Genomic DNA, 22,063 nt, shown 5'->3' with positions numbered 1-22,063 from the left:
AAGGATGCTTTTTGATCCTAAAACCCTGTTGCAAAAAGTGAAACCATGGCAGGATTTTCAGTCTCCTTGACTAGGCTAGAGGGTAGGATTCAGAACGCTACTATGGCTGTGCCCCTCAAACTCTCCCTTGGCCTCATTGGTTTACTCGCTCTCGGTACCCTTTTAGCGGGGAAGTTGCTCTCCCCAGGAGAAAACTTTATGTCCTCTGCCCAAGGTCAACCCAATTGGGGAATTGAATCAAACCCCTCACCACTCTCTAAACCTGAACCGCCACCGCGCGTTTCTGTGGCTGATTATGATCGCTATCGCCAAGTCATTGAGCGCACCCGCAGTATGATCCACAACTCAGAAGCGCGGCGGCTTGCCGAGCAATATGGTTTGAACATTCTTGACATCACATGGGAGGACACCGCTCGCTACCACAACTCTGCCGTCGGCCCTAATATCAGTGACATGACGATTCAAATTCAGCAGTACAACCCACGCACCAAGGGTTATGAACTGAGTCTGATGCCCGTGATTCGCTTTCCCAATTTTAGCGATCGCACAGCGGATATTCCCCTTGAGCGCTTCTTTATCCTTGTGGGCAATGAAAAGGGCAAGCCACTCCAACGGGTCAACCTCAAGGAATTTCTTGGTAACTTCCGCAAGTATCTCCACAACCCGCGATCGTGGGCAGGAAATCGTCGCTCCCTTTTGGCCGATCGCGATAGCCATGTCCTCGTCAGTGCCCAAGCCTGTTTCCTACCCATTCCCTCCCAAGGGGAAGCCACCTTTAACCCTGTGCTGTTTAACTACCAAAGCTATGAAAAGAACCCAGCCGTCTTAGCCATTTTGGTCACGCGCCAAGGTACCAGTGCCACCGTTATTGACAACAAGCGGGATGCCTTTGAAGCCGGCAGGACGTGGGGACAGCGATTATTTTTCAATAAGAATGGCGAACGGGCGAGCCTAGTGGGACAACGCGCCAGTGATTTTGGAGTGAGAAGCGGCGGTGGCGAGATCACCTCTGCCCAAGCGGAGGCAGCAGGAATGAATATGGTGATGCTGATCCAAGTGCCCCTGAAGCAAGCCCCTCGGCCCCGATCGGTTATGCCCCCTTTCTCGATGCCCGCCCCCGCCCTCATGGAGGCAGCACCTAGCGCTGGTCGCTCCAATGTCGAGGCGGCAGTCATTAGTTATGGCAAGGTGGAAGGCCCCTTCACTGAAATTGATAACCTGCCGATCGAGCGGGATCCCCGCTTCCCCATCCGCGTCACGGTGCAATTTTATAAAGCCACCGATAATGGCGTTGTTGCTGCCGAAGATATGCGCCACATCCATGATCAAATTGCCAAGGTCTATAGCAATGCCGATTATGTCGGCAGCCTCGTGATTGATGGTGACACTGGGCGCCCCACGGAATACACAGGCAGCAAGCAGGAACCCCCCGGCTGGTGGGACGACTTCTGGCAACGGCACCAACAAAATACTGGTCAAACCCGTGAGGAAGCCCTAGAAATGTTGCGGCGATTGCGGGGCAAAGACTGGATGCCGAGGTCGCAAGGGGAATTGGAACAGGCACTGAAGGCGCTGCAAAATTCGTCCCAATAGAGCTAACGCCGCTGCTGCTTACTCACCCATTTGCGACTAAAGCGCAGTTCCATGCCGACGCCCTCTGCCCAGACTTGCAATTGCTTGAGGAAGGCTTGGCGATCGCTCCCTTGGAGAACGGCCAATTGATCGGCAGCTTCAAGGGCATAGGGATAGCCTTGACCGGTAATCAGCTCCCCGCAGAGCCAGCGAATCACCTGATCCAGTAAGCCCGCTTCGTAGAGCCAGAGAGGGAGTTCGAGGCGCACGGGATAGCCTTGATGGGCCTTGAGGTAGCAAAAGCCAATGCCCTTGGCCCAAGCACCGTAATTTTCAAGGATGCCGCCGCGATCGCAGATAAACACAGGGGAGCGATCGCCCCATTGGGTCAACACCGTGCTCAACAGTTGGGCATCCGAGAGGTGGGGACTCGGCGCCAGCTGCTCCAGATGTCCTAAAAGGGTCACCAAATCCCGTGCCTGAGAGCTATCAATATAGGCCACCAAGGGAATCTGGTGTTGCCGGCTCGCGGCAAGGGTTTGGCACAGTGCCGCCACATATCGCCTCTGCCACTCGGGGGCATAGGACTCGGCAAACGTGGCCACAAAGGAGCCATCAAACAATAGCAACGCGGGTGCGGTTACCTCGGCCATGCGCTCCCGAAGGGTTTTTAGTTCCAGTTCAAAGCGGCGCAGGTGGATATAGCGTTCGTGGAAGCGATAAATTTGCGGCTGTCGCAACTGTTCTTCCGCTTGGCGCAGTTCCGCTGGTGTAATTAGTTCAAGGACAATTTCCTTGGCGTAGGGGCGATCGCGCCGATGGGGATTGAGAAACCACCCCGCCTGTACCACACCCACGGGCAAAAATAGCTCTTCACTGGGCACAATCTGGGAACCATCCACCGCCACAGTGGTGACATCCATGAGTTGAGTCATTGCCCACTCCCGCGCCGCCTGACGATGGGGCCACTGTACCCCCAAGGGAATGCGCCACCCCTGATGCCATGGTTCAATAGGACGTGCCCCCCAATCTGGGATCTGCGGATCAATGGCAGCGGTGATGTCGGCAATGGTTTGCTGCTGCCATGTCTTGAGAGCCTGTTGATAGGCCTGTCGCACCTGAGCTAGGGCGGTGTCATAGCTGAGAAATTCGGCCTTTTTATGATTTAGTTGCTGCACCAGTTGGAAAAGGGGTAACACCATGACTGGGAAAGACTAGAGAAACGCCTCTTGCTATTCTCAACGGAATAGGTATGGGTTTGCCTTGTGTCCCCTCCTGCGGTAGATATTAAGGTGTCCACTGACCCTCCCCCAAAAACTGTGAAGGCACTCACCCTCCTTGGCTCCACTGGCTCCATTGGTACCCAAACCCTTGACATTGTTGCCCAATATCCCGATCGCTTTCGTATTGTTGGCCTTGCTGCCGGGCGCAACTTGGAGCGACTGATTCCGCAAATTCGCCAATTTCAGCCGGAGATTGTCAGTATTGCCGATGCCAAGCAACTGCCAGAGTTAGAGGCGGCACTGGCCGATCTGCCCCAAAAACCACAACTGGTGGCGGGGGAATGCGGTATTGCGACGGTAGCGGCCTATGGGGATGCCGATGTTGTGGTCACCGGCATTGTTGGTTGTGCCGGTCTGGTGCCGACGATCGCCGCCATTAAAGCGGGTAAAGATATTGCCTTGGCCAATAAGGAAACGCTGATTGCCGGTGCGCCCGTGGTTTTGCCGCTGCTTCAGGAGTACGGTGTCAAGCTCTTGCCCGCTGATTCTGAGCACTCGGCGATTTTTCAGTGTTTGCAGGGGGTACCCGAGGGAGGACTGCGGAAAATTATTCTCACTGCTTCCGGAGGCGCTTTTCGTGATTGGCCGGTGGAGAAACTCTCGCAAGTGACGGTGGCCGATGCCCTCAAACACCCCAACTGGTCAATGGGACCCAAAATTACTGTGGACTCGGCAACCCTGATGAATAAAGGCCTAGAGGTGATTGAAGCCCACTACCTCTTTGGCATGGACTACGACAATATCGAGATTGTGATCCATCCCCAAAGCATTATCCACTCGCTGATTGAGTTGCAGGATACCTCCGTGCTGGCGCAGTTGGGCTGGCCAGATATGCGGTTGCCGCTGTTGTATGCCCTCTCGTGGCCAGAGCGAATTCCCACGAATTGGTCGGCACTGGATCTGGTGAAGGCGGGGGATTTAACCTTTCGATCGCCGGATCACCAAAAGTATCCCTGTATGGGGCTGGCCTATGCGGCGGGTCGCGCTGGGGGAGCCATGCCGGCAGTCCTGAATGCTGCCAATGAACAGGCGGTGGCGCTCTTTATTGCCGAGGCGATTTCGTTCCTTGAGATTCCCCGCCTGATTGAGATGACCTGCGATCGCTACTCTGCCCAAAACATTAACAACCCTACCCTAGAGGACATTTTGGCCGCCGATCGCTGGGCGCGAGAAACGGTACAGGAGTTGGCACAACGGGGAGTTCGCCCCATGATTGCGCTATAGAGTGTGTCAAAATACCATACAGATTGCTTCAGAGGAAAACCAATGGATACCCGCGCATTCAAGCGATCGCTACACAGTTCCGAAAACTACCACCGCAAAGGCTTTGGTCACGGTGAGGAAGTAAACCAGCAGCTGCAAGGGGAGTATCAAAGTTCGCTGATTCAACAAATCCGCGCCAATGGCTATCGCTGGCAACAGGGGGATATAACGATTCGCTTGGCGGAGGCCTTTGGCTTTTGTTGGGGGGTAGAACGTGCCGTTGCCTTGGCCTATGAAACCCGCACCCACTTTCCCACGGAGCGCATCTGGATCACGAATGAAATTATCCACAATCCCTCGGTGAATGAGCGCCTGCGGCAAATGGCCGTGGAATTTATTCCGGTGGTCAATGGGGCAAAGGACTTTAGTGAGGTGCGCCAAGGGGATGTGGTGATTTTGCCCGCTTTTGGTGCCAGTGTCCAAGAAATGCAACTGCTGAATGAGCGGGGCTGCACGATTGTCGATACCACTTGCCCGTGGGTGTCGAAGGTGTGGCACAGTGTTGAAAAGCACAAAAAGGTCAATTTCACCTCGATCATTCACGGTAAGTACAACCACGAAGAAACGATCGCCACCAGTTCCTTTGCGGGCACCTATTTGATTGTGCTCAACCTCGAAGAAGCCCGCTATGTCTGCGATTACATCCTCAAAGGGGGCGATCGCGAGGCCTTCATGGCCAAGTTTGCCAAGGCCTGTTCTGCGGGCTTTGACCCCGATCGCGATCTGGTGCGGGTCGGCATTGCCAATCAAACAACGATGCTCAAGGGGGAAACCGAACAAATTGGCAAACTCTTTGAACGCACGATGATCCAAAAGTATGGTCCCGATCGCCTCAATGAGCACTTCATGAGCTTCAATACCATCTGCGATGCCACCCAAGAACGCCAAGATGCGATGCTGAACTTGGTCAAGGAACCCTTAGATCTGATGGTGGTAATCGGTGGCTACAACTCCTCGAATACCACCCACCTTCAAGAAATTGCCATTGAACATGGGATTCCTTCCTACCACATTGATTCTGCCGATCGCATTGGGCCGGGGAATCGCATTGAACACAAACCGCTGCATCACGCTCTCACCGTTACCGAGAACTGGCTGCCCGATCGCCCAATCACCATTGGCATTACGTCCGGTGCCTCCACTCCCGACAAGGTGGTCGAGGCGGTTCTCAATAAAATTTTTGCCCTGCGGTCTGTGGTAGCGGTTTCCTAGGCCTCTGATGCTTGGGTCAAATCCCAAGCGGGCGATCGCTGACAACTGATCTCGTAGAGGGCAATACCGACTGCCACTGATGCATTGAGGCTATTGGTGCGCCCCGCTAGGGGAATAGCGACAATCTCATCGCAGTGTTTTTGGGTTTGTAGGCTAATCCCTTCCCCTTCACTGCCAACGACAACGACCGTGGGGCGATCGAAGGTAATTTTCGGTAGGGGCACCGCGCCACGTTCCGAGAGGCCATAGATCCAATAGCCCGCCGCCTTCAGGGTTTCAAGGGCTTGATTGAGGTTAATCACCCGTGCCACCGGTAAATACTCCAGCGCCCCTGCAGCGGCTTTGGCCACTGTTGCAGTAATGCCCACGGCTCGCCGTTGAGGAATAATCATTCCTTGCATGCCCAGTGCTTCTGCGGTGCGGATCATGGCACCGAGATTTTGCGGATCCATAATGCCATCTGCCGCTAGAAGAACGGGTTGATTCACGGTTGCGGCCTTGGCCAAGAGATCCTCAAGAGACCAGTAGTGATAGGCAGCCACCTGAAGGGCAATCCCCTGATGGCGCCCCCCTTGGCACAGTTGATCGAGGCGTTCGGGGGTTACAGTATCAATGATCGCTCCTTGCTGTTTAGCTTCATTCAAGCGTTGATGAAAGCGTGGATCATAGCGCAGCGAGGGAATCACCCAAATACGGTTGCAGGGACGGCCACTTTCAAGGGCTGAGAGCACGGCATGGCGACCATAGAGGAGTTCGGGGACATCCTCGGCAGTTGGGGGTGCTTTCCGAATTGGTTGAGCTGGGGTGCGTCGCTGGGGGCGAGGAGGGCGGGTCGCGGTCGGTCGGTTTTTTTTGCGGGGACGAGGTTTCTCGGTCATGAAGAGTCACTAAGATTGCAGATCTTCCCTAGGGTGTTCGCTGAAACATCGCAAGGGGGCGATCGCCATCATAGAACGTCAATGTATTTCCCTCAATGCGGTAGCGGTTCGTTTGCTCAAGGGTCTGTAAAAACGACATCTCCATCCTTTGTGCCCGTTGGCCAATACAGGCGCGCCGCGTTGTCGCCACTGCCGAAAACCGCAATTGCTGGCCATTGACGCTGTAACCACCGTTAAAGTTATTGCAGCCACTAAAGCCCGTTGCTCGCTGGGCATTGCTATCAAACTCAATAAACGCCGTATTCATGGGATTGCGCGGTGGCATCGGCATATTGGCTAGGCGCTGCAGTTGCCAGCGGCCACTGAGGGGACTTTCCGTCGCACCCGCTTCAAAGGTTAATAGCAGGCGATTGCCCTCAAAGAGTTGCAGCGTATTTCCTTGAACGCGGTAGCGATTGGTGCGACTTAGCCCCTGTAGCATCTGGGTTTCCACACTCTGAAGGGGTTCTTGGCCGCAGAGGCGTTGGGTGGTGGCTAAGGGGGCAAAAAGCAGCCGCGGGCCGTTGGCGGTGTAGCCACCATTAAAGCTATTACAGCCCGTAAAACCATTGGCACGGCGGTTAGCACTATCAAACTCAATAAAGGCGGTATCCACTGGTACGGCTTGATTGCCAATGCGTCTGAGACGCCAGCGTTGACCGCTGAGGCTCAGTTCTGGGGGTTGGGAGGGAGGGTTATTTGCTGTTGCTTGTGTGGAAACCGCCACAGGCACCAAGCGCGGCAGGGGTAGGAGTCCCCCTTCGAGGCGATAGGTGACAGTACTGATGCGACTGGGGCAACAGAGGGGATCATTGGGCGTGTAGCGGGCAAAGTCTGCGGTGAAGGTGCCATCGTTTTGGAACTTGACCTCGCCTAGGAATGAGCCATCAGCGCGGGAATCCATGAGATTCGGCGATAGCGTTCCCAAGTAACGTCCTCCGGAAAAAACAAAGGCCTGATACCCCATCGGGCGACACATGCCATCAAAGCGACTATTGCCAAGAATAATTTCCACATTCTGATGGCGAATGGGGGTGCCCACGAGATACCAGCCTCGCTGTTGGATCAGGCGATCGGCCATGGATTGGGGAGAACGTAGGGTGCTGCGACAGCGGTTCAACTCACTGGGATCAGGATTGCCCCGTGGGGGAATCTCTAGGATAGGAAGGTTGGGATTCCAGTTGCGCGGCGGTTGATCGAGCCAAGACTGGGGGGCGGCGAAACTCATGGGGGCGATCGCCAGCGTTGTGGTGACTGTGTAGAGCGTTGCCAAGCCAACCGCAGTGGGAAACTTAATCATGGTGATGAAAGACCAAGCTCTATGGGGGTATCTCTAGGGACGTACAGAGAGTATAGGGGTTCCCTATCGATTCCCTCGCAAAAGATCAAGAAACCTTTAGCAAGGACGCTAGGGTCAGACCTTGGGCGATGCTGTAGTGCCCATAGCTAAAAACGCGGGGCACATCGGAGTGCAGATGCTGGGCAATTTCGCGGTAGGCGTAGGGACTGCCATAGACCACCAGACCCGCCAGTTGATTTTGGGCTTGCAGTCGTTCGAGGGTGGCGATCGCTGGCGCACTTAAACCCGCTTTGCCTCGGAAGGGATTGCCACGACTAAACACCTGCACTAAGGTCGGTGCCTTGGGGAAGCCCTCAATCATGGTGAGGGGCGTTTGCTGATCAATCACCACCCGTTGGTCAAAGCCCCAAGTGGGGGGCAGTGTCAATGCGGGACAAGTACGGTTCAAAAAGCTAGCGTGCAGAGTATCATCCACGATCAGACAATTCACCCCTAAGGGCACAGGTTGCAAGGCTTGGCCAGCCCGCTCGAGACTGTCTTGGGCAATGGTGGTGGCCACCTCAACGGCTGGTGTCGTTTGGAAATAGTCCAACTGTAATGCTAGAGGCTGAAGGCGAGCCTTCGCGGCTTGAATGCGGGCTACAGCGGCCTGAATGCGCTCAGGAGGAATCCGCCCTGACTCAACGGCGGCAACCACCGCTTCAATGGCTGCCGGCGGATCCAAGGGCATGAGCAGAATATCGGCACCTGCTTCTACGGCTTTGACGGCAGCTTCGGCGGTACCGTAGGTGTTGGCGATCGCCCCCATGACCAAGGCATCGGTTACAATTAGACCCTTAAACCCCATCTCTTGGCGCAGGATTCCCGTGAGAATCGGGGGAGACAGGGTGGCGGGTCGCTCGGCATCCAAGGCGGGTAGGTGGACATGGGCGCTCATGACGGTATCCACCCCGGCAGCAATGGCAGCAATAAAGGGCGGCCATTCAATAGCTTGCAGGCGATCGCGATCGTGGGGAATCACGGGCAGTTCCAAATGCGAATCCGTGGCTGTATCCCCATGGCCGGGAAAATGCTTTGCCGTTGTGAGCACTGGATAGGCCCGTGCCCCTTGAATAAACGCGGTCGCAAGGGCACTCACAATGTCTGGCTCCTCGCCAAAGGCACGGACATTAATCACTGGGTTCGCCGGATTATTATTCACGTCCACCACCGGGGCGAGAACCCAATTCAAGCCAATGGCTAAAGCTTCGGCTGCGGTGTATGCCCCCATTTCCTTTGCAAGGTCAACTGCCCGTTCGCGGTTCTTTTGGGCAATGGCACCTAAAGCTGCTGGCGGGGGAAATTGTGTGGCACCACTGAAGCGTTGACCAACCCCCTCCTCAATGTCAGCAGCCAACAGCAGTGGGATCGTTGCCCAAGATTGGAGCTGGCAACAGCGTTCTGCCACTTCGACGGCACTGCCCCCCAAGAGAATCACCCCACCAACTCCCCAGTCTTTAATCCAGTGTTTTAAGGTGTTTTGGGGCGGCTCCCAAGCGGGATACTGAATCTGGCTGTCGTAGAGGTAGCCACTGGCTCGTACAACCACCATCTGCGCCACCTGTGCCCGCAGCGAAAGCTCAGAAAGAGGGGGAATAAATGTCATGGGTGTGATCTCATTCAGAGCAAAATTTCACAAATGAATAACTTTCTTATTCAGCATATAAAAAATTGTCTCAAACTCCCTCAGGTCACTGGTCTGATTTTTTATACTAAAAGTACAGCCTTTACAGCCCTTTTCTAAGTACGGGCTGCATAAGGGGAAATGAACCTCCTCTATAGGAGCCTTAGTTGTTTTGAGTGTGTTCCATTCATGTGAAAAGGGCTGTACCTAATGATCTTGAGGCAAAGTCCGATTCCGTTGCTCCGGTAGAGCAAGTTTCAAGTTTTTCCTGCGGTGTTCAATCATTAAGCCAAAGGCTGAAGCCTAAATCGCTTTCTTTAGGAGTTGACCTATGTTAAAAGCACTACGTGAGAAACTGCAAAGTATGATGGTCTTTTTGATGGAGGCATTTGGGCGCATCTTCACCCCTCGCAATGATCACTATCCTTCCACAGGAGCACAGCCCTTCACGGGAACACCCTCCCGTAAGAGTTAGTTACTGTCTTCCGCAAGCAGAATCCCTGTAGAGACTTTACAGGTAAAAATAACTGGTATTCCTTCCGCATCAGCTCCGCCATAGCGGCAATCATGGGGCTGGTGCAGTTTTTTATGAGCTTGGGGCGATCGCCCAAACTGTTAAAACCTAGAAATAACGCTCAGCGCTAAGGGTACCACCAAAAGGTTGCAACCACTGAATCTAACGGCATATTTCAGAATCAGTTAAGGAATATTTCAGATATTGAATTTCCCGTTAACATTTGAGCATTCCCAAAAGCCTATGCTAACTTAAAAGTAGGCACAGAAAGAAAGGTTAACGATAAGAGTGAACTTAAGGCTTGTGCCTCCCAGTCCTTGAGTTCGGGATAAAGCAAAGTTACTCCAAGATAAATCTCACTCCTGTCTTGCGAGTAATATCAAAACCAATCCTTTGAGCTTCACCGTTGTATAGTTGTCCTCTCGCTTTATCCAGCCTTATCGTTTGTGTGGTTACTGCCGAAGTCCCCATCCTGTCGTCCATGGGAGTTAAGGCAAAGCTAGGTAACCTCCTAGTATCCAAGGTCGTCAACGTTGACAGCAATCCATTACCTAGTGTCCATGCTCCAAGCTTGATCGGTTGAGATCGCCTAGTGGGGGTTTTGATCGCCAGCTAAAACCACGTTTTGTCCACGTTAGTTGTTGAGTTACTTCGTCATTGCTAACTTCGTTAGGGGTCTTGCTGCCATCAGCTTGACCCCCTCGTTTTATGTTTAGGCTATGGCGTGAGTTGCGGTTGTCGCATGGCGCGTGCCAGTTCTGCTGCTACTTCTGGACGCGAAAACTCTGGAGGTGGCAATTCGCCCCGGCGCAGCATTTCCCGTACCTTTGTCCCTGAGAGGTGAATGCGCTCTTCGGGTTTGCTGGGACTGGTTTTACTGGTGGCCATAGACTGGGTGCGGGTGCAGTAGAAGGCATGCTCAAATTTCAAGGGAATAATCCCCAAGGCTGCTGGATCAAATTCATCGAAGATATGTTGGGCATCGTAGGTGCCGTAGTAGTCCCCCACACCCGCGTGATCGCGACCAACAATGAAATGGGTACAGCCGTAGTTCTTACGGACGAGGGCATGGAAAATCGCTTCCCGTGGCCCTGCATAGCGCATCGCTGCCGGATTAATGGCCAGAATCACCCGATCTTTGGGGAAGTAGTGCTCGAGCATGATTTCATAGCAGCGCATCCGCACATCGGCGGGAATGTCATCCTCCTTGGTGGCACCTACGAGGGGATGCAAAAAGAGACCATCGACGATTTCAAGGGCACATTTTTGGATATATTCGTGGGCGCGGTGGATCGGATTGCGGGTCTGGAACCCCACAATGGTGCGCCAACCTTTTTCACGGAAGAGGGCACGGGAATCCACCGGATCAATGCAGTAGTTGGGAAATTGGGGATGGGGATGCCGCTCTAGGAGCCAAATCGGGCCTGCAAGGTTGACTTCTCCCTGTTCATAGACCACCTTGACACCGGGGTGTTTGTCATCTTCAGTGCGATAGACACAGCGCGCCTCACGGCGTTTGTCATAGGTATATTTTTCGGTGAGTTCGAGAATACCCAAAAACTGACCCGCTGCGTTATCGAGGCGAATGGTTTGGCCAATTTCTAGGCGAGCAGCCACCTCCGCACTGACAGAGAGGGTAATGGGAATTGACCAAGGCAAACCATTAGCAAGGTACATTTCTTCAACGACCCGCTCGTAGTCGGCCTGTCCCATAAACCCCGTCAGAGGACTAAAGCCACCAATGGCGATGAGTTCTAAATCGGAGACAGCGCGCTCATCAAGGGTAATGCGGGGCAATTGATCGGCACGGGCGAGCCACGCCTGTTTTTGTTCGGAGGAGAGAATCCGATTGACGAGGATACCGCCGTGGGGGGCGATCGCATCCTTTGTCTGTACTGTCGGTGATGGACTCAATGTGGAACTCCTTTTTGGGGTTGGATGAACCTGTTGCAAAACTTCATAACTAAGATAGAAGTCATTATTGGACGAATAGGTGCATGAGACAACTGGTAGACCCCTATCGTTATGGCGTCGAGCGGGAGTGGTGCTGGCGAGGATGGCAGAGTCGCTATAGCTTTTGGTGGCCTGCTGCTGTAGATGAGAAGAAGGGGAGATCTCCAGTGATTTTGCTCCACGGCTTTGGGGCGTCTCTACGGCATTGGCGATACAATCTTCGGGTTTTGGGAGACTATCAGCCGACCTATGCTCTCGATTTAATAGGATTGGGGGCAGCAGAAAAGCCCATTGCGGCCTATGGGGCTGAGTTTTGGGCGGCTCAGGTTCATGCCTTTTGGCAAAAGATTGTCGGGCAGCCAGCGGTGATTGTTGGCAACTCCATTGGGGCGTTGATTGCCCTGACCTGTGCTTATCGCTATCCGCAGATGGCGGCGGGGGTGGTGATGCTAAGTCTGCCGGATCCAGCGGTGCGCGAGGAGTTGATTCCGAGGGCGATCGCTCCCCTTGTGAGCGGAATTGAACAGATTTTTACGGCTCCTTGGCTGCTGCGCACCCTTTTTTACACGATTCGCCGTCCCTTCATTGTCAAGCGTTGGGCACAATTGGCCTACGCCAACCCCAACTGTGTGGATGATGAATTGCTGGACATCCTGCTCACCCCTGCCTATGACCGTGATAGCGATCGCGCCTTTGGGCAAATCATTCGCGCCATGAGCCGCACGGACTTTGGGCCGAGTGCCAAGACAATGCTCAAGAGCGTGCCCCAACCCCTATTGCTGATTTGGGGACGACAGGATCGCTTCATCCCGCCAATGCTGAGCCAGCAGTTTCAACAGGTACAACCAAGGATGCAGGTGGTGGAGTTGGATCACACGGGGCACTGTCCCCACGATGAGCAGCCCGATCGCGTCAATGCGTTGCTTTTGGATTGGTTGCGCAGCCACGAACTTGGGAGGGGTTGAGTCCTACGGTTGCAGGCTCTATGATCACGACAATCTTCAGAGTTGGCATGGCAGATGTTTAGGCTGATTACAGTTTTCTGGGCGTTTATTTTTATTGGTGTTTTGCTGCTGTTGGGGCGAATTGTGCGGCAGCGTTGGGCACTGATGCGATCGCTCTATATGCCCAGTTCAGTCATTGCGGGCGTTTTGGGACTCATTCTTGGCCCTAGTGTCCTTGGGGCGATCGCCAGTCAAATTGCTCCCAACTCCGGTTTAGGGAACGGTCTTTTTGCCGAAGACATCCGCGAAGTTTGGAAACAGTCTCCCAGTATTTTCATCAACATAGTTTTTGCCTGTCTATTTCTAGGGGAGATCATCCCTAGCCCTCGGGAAATTTGGCAGAAAGCTTCACCGCAGGTCGCCTTTGGTCAGATTTTGGCTTGGGGGCAATACGTGGTGGGGCTGCTGCTGACGTTGCTCGTTCTCACTCCTGTATTTGGCATGGATCCAATTGCTGGTGCCCTGATTGAGATCAGCTTTGAGGGGGGGCATGGGACTGCCGCCGGCATGGCCGATACCTTTAGGGAGTTAAACTTTACCGCTGGGGCTGATATGGCCTTGGGCTTGGCCACTGTGGGCTTAGTCTCTGGGGTGGTTTTTGGAGTGGCACTGATCAACTGGGCACGGCGCACAGGGCGCTTGCAGATCAAACCCTTGGTGGACTCTGAAACCGCGGAGAATCTCGACCCTCATCCCCACGATGACCTAGAAACACGGCAACGGCGGCGACAACTGCTGCGGGAGTTACTCATTGATCCTTTGTCATTAAATTTCTGTTTTGTGGGTTTGGCGATTATTGTGGGCTGGGTGATTCTTGAAGCGCTGCGACTCCTAGAGCGTCTCACTTGGGGACAAACGGGTTTAAAGCTCATGGCCTATGTGCCCCTATTTCCCTTGGCGCTGATCGGTGGCATTATTGTGCAGCTCATCCTGACCCGTTGGCGCAAACAGTACCTGATTAGCCGGCCACTGATTAACCGTATTGGCGGTGTCGCCTTGGATGTGACGATTATTACCGCCTTGGCCACCCTCTCTTTAGCCGCCATTGGTGAAAATCTCATTCCCTTTCTCCTCTTGAGTGTGGGGGGAATTGCTTGGAATCTCTTTGTCATGCTCTATTTAGCGCCGCGAATTTTGCCCATGTTCTGGTTTGAGCGGGGAATTGGCGACATGGGGCAATCGATGGGGGTGACATCTACTGGGCTATTGCTGATTCGTATGGTGGATCCCCACAACCAATCGGGCGCCTTGGAAAGTTTTGCCTACAAACAGATTCTTTTTGAGCCGATTGTCGGCGGTGGGTTATTTACGGCGGCGGCACCAATTCTGATCCGTAATTTTGGGGTGGTGCCTGTACTGGCGCTCACGGGCGGGCTGTTAGGCCTGTGGTTAGTGTTTGGATTCTGGAACTATGGCCAAATCCGGCGATCCTTGGCGCAAAATTGACCCCATTCAGGGAGAACCCTAGAATAGAAACGACTTGAGCCGCTGTGCTGTCTCAGGTAAAAGCCGTGTTGTGAGTTTGCCGATGACCTCTGTGCTCCTCAAATCCGTTGTTGAAAGTGATGAACGTGCCGATCTGCGCCAATTTTCACGCATCCTGCAACTAGGGGAAAAACGCTATCTCCTGCGCAATGATATTTTGGGCGCCTTTGCAGATTACTGTCGCGACCTCGATCGCCCTGTCCCCACACCCTTCGAATCCCGCCTCAGCAAGCTGGTGTTCTATACCCAAGAGATCATTGTTGACAACGAAAGTCTGTGTTGGATTATTCGGCCACGGATTGCGCAGCAGGAGGTGTGTCGGCTGCTGGTGGAGGATTTGACGATCGTGCCGATGACAATTCCAGAGCTACTGGATCTGCGCGATCGCCTAGTCAATCGGTACCATCCCAATGAGGGGGATGTTTTTGAAATTGATGTCCAGCCCTTCTATGACTACTCGCCAATTATCCGTGATGCCAAGAATATCGGTAAGGGGGTGGAATTTCTCAATCGCTATTTATCCAGCAAGCTTTTCCAAGACCCGCGCCAGTGGCAGCAGAACCTCTTTAACTTTTTGCAAATTCACCGCTATAACGGCTATCAACTTCTGATTAACGAGCGGATTCGCTCTCCTCAACACCTCTCAGAACAGGTCAAACAAGCCCTAGTGGCACTGAGCGATCGCGCCTCCGACGAGGCCTACAGTGAGTTTCGCTTTGAACTCCAAAATCTGGGCTTTGAACCGGGTTGGGGCAATACGGCGGCACGGGTACGCGACACCCTAGAAATTTTAGATCAACTCTTAGATTCGCCCGATCACCAAGTGCTAGAGGCCTTTGTCTCGCGGATTCCGATGCTCTTTCGCATTGCCCTCATTTCTCCCCACGGCTGGTTTGGCCAAGAGGGGGTGCTGGGGCGACCCGACACCGGCGGGCAGGTGGTCTATATCCTCGATCAAGTGAAAAGCCTTGAAAAACAAATGCGGGAGGATTTAGAACTGGCCGGGCTGGGGGTACTGGAGGCACGGCCTAAAATTATTGTCCTGACTCGCCTGATTCCCAATGCCGAAGGGACGCTGTGCAACCAACGCCTAGAGAAAATCTACGGCACCAACAACGCCTGGATCCTGCGGGTGCCGTTTCGCGAATTTAATCCCAAGGTGACCCAAAACTGGATTTCTCGCTTTGAAATCTGGCCCTATTTGGAAACCTTTGCCATTGACGCGGAGCGGGAGTTGCGGGCGGAATTTGGCCATGTGCCCGATTTAATTATTGGTAACTATTCCGATGGCAACTTGGTGGCTTTTTTGCTGGCGCGGCGAATGAAGGTGACCCAATGCAACATTGCCCATGCCCTCGAGAAATCCAAGTACCTCTTTAGTAACCTCTACTGGCAGGACTTAGAGGATAAATATCACTTCTCAATGCAATTTACGGCGGATCTGATTGCCATGAATGCTGCCAACTTCATCATCAGCAGCACCTACCAAGAGATTGTGGGCACACCCGATAGCATTGGCCAGTACGAGTCCTATCAATCCTTTACGATGCCTGACCTGTACCATGTGGTGAATGGCATTGAACTCTTTAGCCCGAAATTTAATGTGGTGCCCCCGGGAGTGAATGAACAGGTTTACTTTCCCTACTACCACTATACGGAGCGGCTAGAGGGCGATCGCCAGCGGTTGGAGGAACTGCTCTTTACCCTTGAGGATCCGCAGCAGATCTATGGTTACTTAGAAAATCCGAACAAACGCCCTCTCTTTTCGATGGCACGGCTGGATCGGATTAAAAACCTCACAGGACTGGCAGAAGCCTTTGGCCGCAGCAAAGAACTGCAAGAGCGGTGTAATTTAATTTTGGTGGCAGGGAAATTGCGTACCGAAGACTCCAGCGATCGCGAGGAAATCGCCGAAATTGAGAAGCTCTATCAAATCATCCACGAGTACAATCTCCACGGTAAGATTCGCTGGCTAGGGATTCGTTTACCGAAAGCAGATTCGGGGGAAGTTTACCGCATCATTGCCGATCGCCAAGGGATTTTTGTCCAGCCGGCGTTGTTTGAAGCTTTTGGCCTGACGATTTTGGAAGCCATGATCAGTGGTCTGCCCACCTTTGGTACCCGCTTTGGTGGCCCTCTGGAAATTATCCAAGATGGGGTGAATGGTTTTTATATCAACCCAACCCACCTAGAAGAAATGGCGGAGACTATCCGCCGCTTTATAGAGGCTTGCGATCGCGATCCGCAGCAGTGGCAACGAATTTCCAAAGCGGGTATCCAGCGGGTCTATAGCACCTACACTTGGAAAATTCACTGTACACGCCTGCTTTCCCTTGCCAAGATCTACGGCTTCTGGAACTTCTCTTCCCAAGAAAACCGCGAAGACATGATGCGCTATATGGAGGCACTCTTCTATCTGCTCTATAAACCCCGCGCCCAAGCCCTATTGGCAGAACACATGCAGCGGTGATATGGGTTTAGCGACTAGGTGGGAAGCCCCGCGATCGTCGAGAGTATGTTACACGTAATGGTAATCGATCGCCCAGCGAGCCAATTCAGTGCGATTATGGCAGCCGGTTTTACCCAAAATATTGCTGACATGGCTTTCTACGGTACGCTGACTGACATGTAGTTCTGCCGCAATTTCACGATTCAACATTCCGCGGGCAACGTATTGGAGAATTCGGGTTTCTGTGGGAGTGAGTTCGACACCGGGGGGTGGTGTAGGCGCAGGAGGGGATTGCAGTCGTTGCGCTTCCCGCAGGCGAGCCGTTTGTTTGAGGAGGGCTTGGATTTGGGCGAGGAGTTCATCCGGTTCGAAGGGCTTGACTAGGTAAACATCACCGCCGGTTTGCAACCCTTTGATGCGATCGTGGGTTTGCCCCTTGGCCGAGAGAAAGAGCACCGGTAACCAACTGAGGTGTGTTTGTTGTCGCACTGCACTGACAAAGCTATAGCCATCCATCTGGGGCATCATCACATCACAAATAATTAAGTCGGGCGTCTGCTGCTGCAGAATTGCCAGACCTTCGTTGCCATGGGCTGCCGTCAGTACACGATACCCCTGCATCTCAAGGTAATCCTTGACCAAGAGGACAAGATTAGGGTCGTCATCTACCAGTAGAATCGTGGCATTTTGCGCAGGGGACGCCTCAAGGTTCATACATTCAGAGCAGTTAACGGTGCTGACGCCAAGTCTTACTAAGAATGAGGGTGCTCCTATAGGATAGCTTATTCCTGTTGGGGGGAAGCATTGGCCAGCTCTGGAGACATCTCCTTTGGCGCCGTGGCAATCTGAGAACGTCCCGCTGCCTTAGCGGCATAGAGGGCATCATCGGCTATCTTCACCAGTTGTAGTAAGGTCTCCCCGTGGGTGGGAAACTGACTGATGCCGGCACTAAAACTCACCTTGAAGCTGTCATGGTTGGGGGCGTGGAAGGTATGGTTGCGCAATCGCTGTAAACAGATGGCAAGGCGGTGTTTGGCCACATCAAGGGAAATATCATAGAGGGCAATTAAAAATTCTTCGCCACCCCAGCGAGCCACGACATCTTCCATCCGTAGGGACTGTCGCAACATTCGAGCGGTGGTCACCAATACCTGATCGCCAACGTCGTGACCATAGGTGTCATTGATGCGTTTGAAATGGTCTAAATCCAAAACGGCGATGCAAAGAGTTTGCTGTTGGCGGTTGGCAAGGGTCAAAAAGCGTTCAATCTCTTCTGTGGCTTTACGACGATTGCTCAATCCCGTGAGGGGATCTACCTCTGCCAAGCGTTTCAGGAGGCGGGTACGCTCTAGGCGATTGATGATCCGCGTCATTAGCTCAGGGCCGACAATTGGCTTGCTAACAAAATCATCGGCGCCAGCGGCAAAGAGTTGGGTGACAAGGGCTGGATCAGTGGTTGCGGTAAGAAAAAGAATTGGCAGCTGGTTCCAGTGGGGATCATTGCGCACCACTTGGCAGAGTTCTAGGCCGTTAATGCCGGGCATTTGGACATCGAGAATAACCAATTCGGGGTTGGTGGCCTCTAGGACATCCCAAAATTGATCGGGATCCTGAAGGGAGGTGACACTCATTCCCCAGGGTTCCAAGAGCCGTTTCAAGATGGCTAGGGTGACGGCGTCATCATCCACGGTCAGGATACTAGCGGAGGTCATTTCTTGAGGTTGCAGTAACTGTTCGAGAGTCTGCAAGAGTCGCTCAAGATCAACAGGCTTACTCAAGGTGATCCGTGAGCCAAGGCGAATGGCGGCGAGGCGATCGCGCCAGGTGTCACGGGCAGTAAATACTAGGGCGGGGATGGGGGGACGATGTTGCCGCAACTGCTGCAAGAACTCGCGGGTGGTTACCTCATCAGGCATCACTTCAGGATTGAGAATGACAGCATTGGGCCAGCATTCCTCAAGTAAGGTGTTGACCAGCGGCCAGCTATCCATTGCGACGTAGCGGAACCCACCATCAACGGAGTGCTCCTCAAGGGAGCGAACTAACTCGGCGTCGTTATCAATGTGCAGGACAAGGGGCAGGCCTGAGTCGTTATGATTGTCAGGCTTGGAGGTGGCGATCGCGCTGAGGAGCTGCTGGACGATTTCAAGGAGCGCTGCTGGGGAGCAGGGATAGTGGTAATAAATCACTTGGGTTTCTGGCTGGGTTGGCCAATCCTTGCGGGTAAGAATCAAAATTGGCTCTTGAAACCCGCGATCGCGCACCTGCTGGCAAAAGGCCTCAACTGCCGTGCCTAAATGGGACTCATCCACAATCAATAGGTGATAGCGACTACTGGCCAATAGTCCCCAGAGGTCTTCAGAGCGAGCAACGACATCCACCCGATGATCCGCAGTGGTCAAGATAGAGACCAACGTTGCTGCCGTTGCCACGTCGTCGTGATAAAGCAAAATGGCCATACTTGCTCGCCAACAGCCTATTGCTATTACCCTACTGCCTTGGCTTGATCTTGCTCAAGTTCTCGGAGATACAGATTGCCGCTGGAGGGGAGTTACATATCTTTACATTTTATCCTTGCCAGATGCTAATAATTCTCAATAGTGGTGCTATAGTAGGCCTAGGCTTTATTGAGATTTATCCTCAATAAGTTCAGCGTCGATATTATGCGTTTATCGAAGGAGGAATGTATGGCGATCGCCAGTGAATCCCCAACCTCTGTGACTACACCACCACCAACAGGTGCAGGTTTACAAACCTATGGCCAAGCCAATGTCAAGTACGACTGGTGGGCAGGCAATGCCCGATTCGTGAACCTGTCGGGTCTATTTATTGCTGCCCATGTGGCGCAAGCAGCGCTAACTGTCTTTTGGGCGGGTGCCTTTACGCTCTACGAAATCTCCCAATACAAACCCGATCTACCCATGGGGGAACAGGGCTTGATTTTGCTGCCCCATTTAGCGACCTTAGGGTTTGGCATTGGCGAGGGCGGTAAAGTTGTGGATCTGTACCCCTACTTTGTCATTGGCGCCGTGCATCTCATTTCCTCAGCCGTGCTGGGTGCGGGTGCCCTCTTTCATACCTTTCGTGCCCCTCACGATCTCAGTACCGCCACAGGGCGGGCGCGGCGCTTCCATTTCCGCTGGGACGATCCGAAACAACTGGGGATTATTTTGGGGCATCATTTGCTCTTTTTAGGGTTTGGTGCCTTGCTATTAGTGCTCAAAGCAACCATCTGGGGCGGGTTGTACGATGCCAATTTGCAGACGGTACGCCTTGTCACCCAGCCCACCTTGGATCCCTTTGTCATCTATGGCTATCAAACCCACTTTGCCACTATTGACAATTTGGAAGATCTCGTGGGCGGGCATATCTATGTTGCCCTCTTGCTCATTGCGGGTGGCATTTGGCATATTCTTGTGCCGCCGCTGACTTGGGCGCGAAAAGTGCTGATGTTTAATGCTGAAGCGATCCTTTCCTACTCCCTTGGCGGCATTGCCCTCGCGGGATTTGTGGCGGCCTATTTTTGTGCGGTGAATACCCTCGCCTATCCCGTAGAGTTTTACGGACCACCCCTAGAAGTGAAACTGGGAATTGCTCCCTACTTTGCGGACACCATCGATTTACCCCTTGGGCAGCATACTCCCCGTGCTTGGTTGGCAAATGCTCACTTCTTCCTTGCCTTTTTCTTTCTTCAAGGGCACCTTTGGCATGCTCTGCGCGCCATGGGATTTAATTTCAAGCAATTAGAAGCTTTTCTCAATCCAGTTGTTGAAAGTTAATCGCAATATTTCTCCGCTTGAGCTATAGGTGCTGCCCTCGGTCAGAGCGATCGAGGGTTTTTTATGAATTCAAGGCAGGCTTTCATTTTTTTGGGAACGTTTGGTACCCCTCAGCTGTCGGGCGATCCCTGGCGCAAAGAAAATCAAAAAGGCAACTTGCGCCGTGAAGACCCAGCCATAGTACCGCAGGACAGGATGTAAATCCCACTGCGCCATAAACCCTAGACTGGCCACTGTCCATAGGAGAATGAGGGTTGGCAGCAGCAGTTGGCGTTTTGGCCGAGCCATGATTAAGATTCTGCTGGAGTGTCGTTTTGCATGGCCTGCATGCGCGCTTTGGCTTTGGCCGCACTCTTTTTCAGGGCTTGCAGACGCAGTTCATAGCGTTTGCGTTGGCGGCGGTTGGGGGCTTGCTCAATCAAGAGCTTGAGGGCACTGCCAAGGCTTTTGTAGGCGTTGGGGAGTTCGTAGCCAAAACGAGTCGCAAGGGCGATCGCCCGCTCATCAGCAGCAATGGCTTCCTTGAGAACCTTTTCACCATTATTGCGCTGGTAGAGCCGCCAGCCCGAAAAGCCACACAGCCCAAGGGCAAGCAGCAGCAACAGGCCATCCTGCACCCAAAGTTCTCCCACAGCACCCCCTAAACCAATCGCTAGTGCTGCCATCTCCCAGCCATCGCGGGGAACCGTGTCATTTTGAATGCGGGCGACCTCATGCCAAAAGAGGAGATTGCGCTGATCCTTGGCCAATTGATCCCAACGGGCTAAATCAATTTGAATCTCCACCTCATCTTTGCCAATTTCTTCGCAGGTAATGAGGGGAGGATTCACCCCACTGGCCGGTTCGATCGTCACCCAGCTTTGCAGCTCTGGTGGCAAGAGAGACTTGAGACGACGCAATTCTGCTAAGTCAGAACGGGCAACTGAGGATGCAGCCGAGGTCATAGCACAAGAAAATCCAAGGGTATTTCTTACCTATCTTAACAGTTTAAGGCTAACCAATCGGGATGACAGGATTTGAACCTGCGACCCCTTCGTCCCGAACGAAGTGCGCTACCAAGCTGCGCTACATCCCGACAACTTATCTAAGATAACACTTGCTGGGGTTTTCCTCAATGGCGATGGAGCGGTTGGCACAACCTAGGAAATTTAGTCCAGTTTTAGTCCATAGTTCAAACTATGGCAGTAAAAACCCTCTTCAAAAGGGAGTTTGAAAAATCTGCTCTATTGCGGCACCCACAATCGGTCAAACAGAACCAGTCAGGTAGAGCCGTTTTCCAAGGGTTTAATAGCAACGCTTGTCTCTGGGGATGGCAACTGTAAACCTTAAGGAGAAGAACATCCCCCCTCTCAAGTACGGTCAGACTTCGAGATCACCTTAAGTCGCGTGTTTGCCCTGATTCGTCTTGTTCATCTGCTCACAGCAGAACATTGCCCGCCGAGACAGCTCTACCGCACCAGAAAAAGGATCCTAGTCGCTCTTCTTTACCTGATTGACAACGCTCGGCTTTTTCCCGACATGGACGATCCGCAGGTGTGGTACACCGATTACTACGATTTAATCGTTGCTGCCAAAGCGCTGGGAACGGGGGATGACACCTTACCCCACTGACCTGAAAAACCCAATGAGTTCAAACGCTACTTGGACATCACAAGCTCTGACCTCGCTG

Annotated in this window: 17 protein-coding genes and 1 tRNA gene; 8 read left to right on the top strand and 10 right to left on the bottom strand. The window is 53.1% G+C overall.

What is annotated here, in order from left to right; genetic code table 11:
- Positions 1–102 precede the first annotated feature (102 nt).
- Positions 103–1,593 (top strand): hypothetical protein, encoded by a 1,491-nt coding sequence (locus RHI63_RS01950; protein ID WP_310744019.1) that lies wholly within the window; start codon positions 103–105, stop codon positions 1,591–1,593.
- A 2-nt stretch (positions 1,594–1,595) separates the two neighbouring features.
- Here the strand turns inward: RHI63_RS01950 and RHI63_RS01945 are convergent, their stop codons facing one another.
- Complete coding sequence (locus RHI63_RS01945; RefSeq protein WP_206200844.1) at positions 1,596–2,774, bottom strand: DNA double-strand break repair nuclease NurA; 1,179 nt, start codon at positions 2,772–2,774, stop codon at positions 1,596–1,598.
- A 117-nt stretch (positions 2,775–2,891) separates the two neighbouring features.
- Here RHI63_RS01945 and RHI63_RS01940 point away from each other — a divergent pair, with 117 nt between their 5' ends.
- Together RHI63_RS01940 and RHI63_RS01935 are read left to right on the top strand one after the other, a co-directional pair.
- Complete coding sequence (locus tag RHI63_RS01940) at positions 2,892–4,079, top strand: 1-deoxy-D-xylulose-5-phosphate reductoisomerase (RefSeq protein WP_302679142.1); 1,188 nt, start codon at positions 2,892–2,894, stop codon at positions 4,077–4,079.
- Positions 4,080–4,121: 42 nt separating this feature from the next.
- The gene (locus tag RHI63_RS01935) at positions 4,122–5,330 is read left to right on the top strand and encodes a 4-hydroxy-3-methylbut-2-enyl diphosphate reductase (RefSeq protein ID WP_310800399.1); all 1,209 of its coding nucleotides are present in this window, start codon (positions 4,122–4,124) and stop codon (positions 5,328–5,330) included.
- On the opposite strand, the gene rlmB is transcribed toward RHI63_RS01935, so the two are convergent.
- The 3 genes from rlmB to RHI63_RS01920 form a co-directional block, all read right to left on the bottom strand.
- Positions 5,327–6,208: a 23S rRNA (guanosine(2251)-2'-O)-methyltransferase RlmB gene (gene rlmB, locus RHI63_RS01930; protein ID WP_310743293.1), complete on the bottom strand. Its 882-nt coding sequence runs from the start codon at positions 6,206–6,208 to the stop codon at positions 5,327–5,329. The genes RHI63_RS01935 and rlmB overlap by 4 nt on opposite strands.
- Before the next feature lie 28 nt (positions 6,209–6,236).
- Positions 6,237–7,547 (bottom strand): META domain-containing protein, encoded by a 1,311-nt coding sequence (locus RHI63_RS01925; protein ID WP_206200841.1) that lies wholly within the window; start codon positions 7,545–7,547, stop codon positions 6,237–6,239.
- An 85-nt stretch (positions 7,548–7,632) separates the two neighbouring features.
- Positions 7,633–9,192: a glycoside hydrolase family 3 N-terminal domain-containing protein gene (locus tag RHI63_RS01920; RefSeq protein WP_310800398.1), complete on the bottom strand. Its 1,560-nt coding sequence runs from the start codon at positions 9,190–9,192 to the stop codon at positions 7,633–7,635.
- 349 nt (positions 9,193–9,541) lie between these two features.
- Between RHI63_RS01920 and RHI63_RS01915 the strand changes: the two genes are divergently transcribed.
- The gene (locus RHI63_RS01915; RefSeq protein ID WP_181495457.1) at positions 9,542–9,685 is read left to right on the top strand and encodes a hypothetical protein; all 144 of its coding nucleotides are present in this window, start codon (positions 9,542–9,544) and stop codon (positions 9,683–9,685) included.
- Positions 9,686–10,441: 756 nt separating this feature from the next.
- On the opposite strand, the gene sat is transcribed toward RHI63_RS01915, so the two are convergent.
- Complete coding sequence (gene sat, locus RHI63_RS01910; protein ID WP_302678705.1) at positions 10,442–11,638, bottom strand: sulfate adenylyltransferase; 1,197 nt, start codon at positions 11,636–11,638, stop codon at positions 10,442–10,444.
- 83 nt (positions 11,639–11,721) lie between these two features.
- On the opposite strand from sat, the gene RHI63_RS01905 reads away from it, so the two are divergent.
- The 3 genes from RHI63_RS01905 to RHI63_RS01895 all read left to right on the top strand — a co-directional run bounded on the left by RHI63_RS01905 (position 11,722) and on the right by RHI63_RS01895 (position 16,636).
- Positions 11,722–12,642, top strand: coding sequence for an alpha/beta fold hydrolase (locus RHI63_RS01905; protein ID WP_310743291.1), 921 nt, complete (start codon positions 11,722–11,724; stop codon positions 12,640–12,642).
- A 54-nt stretch (positions 12,643–12,696) separates the two neighbouring features.
- Positions 12,697–14,127: a sodium/glutamate symporter gene (locus RHI63_RS01900; protein WP_310821764.1), complete on the top strand. Its 1,431-nt coding sequence runs from the start codon at positions 12,697–12,699 to the stop codon at positions 14,125–14,127.
- A gap of 82 nt (positions 14,128–14,209) precedes the next feature.
- Positions 14,210–16,636: a sucrose synthase gene (locus RHI63_RS01895; protein ID WP_310801358.1), complete on the top strand. Its 2,427-nt coding sequence runs from the start codon at positions 14,210–14,212 to the stop codon at positions 16,634–16,636.
- A 48-nt stretch (positions 16,637–16,684) separates the two neighbouring features.
- Here the strand turns inward: RHI63_RS01895 and RHI63_RS01890 are convergent, their stop codons facing one another.
- Both RHI63_RS01890 and RHI63_RS01885 read right to left on the bottom strand, forming a co-directional pair.
- Complete coding sequence (locus tag RHI63_RS01890) at positions 16,685–17,329, bottom strand: response regulator transcription factor (RefSeq protein WP_206200835.1); 645 nt, start codon at positions 17,327–17,329, stop codon at positions 16,685–16,687.
- Between the two features lie 68 nt (positions 17,330–17,397).
- Positions 17,398–19,074: a diguanylate cyclase gene (locus tag RHI63_RS01885; protein ID WP_206200834.1), complete on the bottom strand. Its 1,677-nt coding sequence runs from the start codon at positions 19,072–19,074 to the stop codon at positions 17,398–17,400.
- Positions 19,075–19,302: 228 nt separating this feature from the next.
- Between RHI63_RS01885 and RHI63_RS01880 the strand changes: the two genes are divergently transcribed.
- On the top strand, positions 19,303–20,394 hold the full coding sequence (locus tag RHI63_RS01880) for a chlorophyll a/b binding light-harvesting protein (protein WP_206201572.1): 1,092 nt from the start codon (positions 19,303–19,305) through the stop codon (positions 20,392–20,394).
- Positions 20,395–20,463: 69 nt separating this feature from the next.
- On the opposite strand, the gene RHI63_RS01875 is transcribed toward RHI63_RS01880, so the two are convergent.
- The 3 genes from RHI63_RS01875 to RHI63_RS01865 all read right to left on the bottom strand — a co-directional run bounded on the left by RHI63_RS01875 (position 20,464) and on the right by RHI63_RS01865 (position 21,469).
- On the bottom strand, positions 20,464–20,682 hold the full coding sequence (locus tag RHI63_RS01875; RefSeq protein WP_310800396.1) for a hypothetical protein: 219 nt from the start codon (positions 20,680–20,682) through the stop codon (positions 20,464–20,466).
- Between the two features lie 2 nt (positions 20,683–20,684).
- A complete protein-coding gene (locus RHI63_RS01870) occupies positions 20,685–21,338 on the bottom strand; it encodes a DUF3318 domain-containing protein (protein ID WP_206200832.1) in 654 nt (217 codons plus the stop codon).
- A 57-nt stretch (positions 21,339–21,395) separates the two neighbouring features.
- A tRNA-Pro gene (locus RHI63_RS01865) sits at positions 21,396–21,469 on the bottom strand.
- Between the last annotated feature and the right edge of the window lie 594 nt (positions 21,470–22,063).

Source organism: Thermosynechococcus sp. GLH187 (genome assembly GCF_031583395.1).
Lineage (GTDB): Bacteria > Cyanobacteriota > Cyanobacteriia > Thermosynechococcales > Thermosynechococcaceae > Thermosynechococcus.
This window is presented reverse-complemented; position numbering and strand designations above follow the sequence as displayed.

Coding starts and splice junctions, on each gene's coding strand:
- RHI63_RS01920 (WP_310800398.1), bottom strand. CDS start 9,192: ATGACATTTATTCCCCCTCTTTCTGAGCTTTCGCTGCGGGCACAGGTG.
- rlmB (WP_310743293.1), bottom strand. CDS start 6,208: ATGACCGAGAAACCTCGTCCCCGCAAAAAAAACCGACCGACCGCGACC.
- RHI63_RS01950 (WP_310744019.1), top strand. CDS start 103: ATGGCTGTGCCCCTCAAACTCTCCCTTGGCCTCATTGGTTTACTCGCT.
- RHI63_RS01885 (WP_206200834.1), bottom strand. CDS start 19,074: ATGGCCATTTTGCTTTATCACGACGACGTGGCAACGGCAGCAACGTTG.
- RHI63_RS01870 (WP_206200832.1), bottom strand. CDS start 21,338: ATGACCTCGGCTGCATCCTCAGTTGCCCGTTCTGACTTAGCAGAATTG.
- RHI63_RS01895 (WP_310801358.1), top strand. CDS start 14,210: ATGACCTCTGTGCTCCTCAAATCCGTTGTTGAAAGTGATGAACGTGCC.
- RHI63_RS01915 (WP_181495457.1), top strand. CDS start 9,542: ATGTTAAAAGCACTACGTGAGAAACTGCAAAGTATGATGGTCTTTTTG.
- RHI63_RS01900 (WP_310821764.1), top strand. CDS start 12,697: ATGTTTAGGCTGATTACAGTTTTCTGGGCGTTTATTTTTATTGGTGTT.
- RHI63_RS01890 (WP_206200835.1), bottom strand. CDS start 17,329: ATGAACCTTGAGGCGTCCCCTGCGCAAAATGCCACGATTCTACTGGTA.
- RHI63_RS01945 (WP_206200844.1), bottom strand. CDS start 2,774: ATGGTGTTACCCCTTTTCCAACTGGTGCAGCAACTAAATCATAAAAAG.
- RHI63_RS01875 (WP_310800396.1), bottom strand. CDS start 20,682: ATGGCTCGGCCAAAACGCCAACTGCTGCTGCCAACCCTCATTCTCCTA.
- RHI63_RS01935 (WP_310800399.1), top strand. CDS start 4,122: ATGGATACCCGCGCATTCAAGCGATCGCTACACAGTTCCGAAAACTAC.
- RHI63_RS01925 (WP_206200841.1), bottom strand. CDS start 7,547: ATGATTAAGTTTCCCACTGCGGTTGGCTTGGCAACGCTCTACACAGTC.
- RHI63_RS01880 (WP_206201572.1), top strand. CDS start 19,303: ATGGCGATCGCCAGTGAATCCCCAACCTCTGTGACTACACCACCACCA.
- RHI63_RS01905 (WP_310743291.1), top strand. CDS start 11,722: ATGAGACAACTGGTAGACCCCTATCGTTATGGCGTCGAGCGGGAGTGG.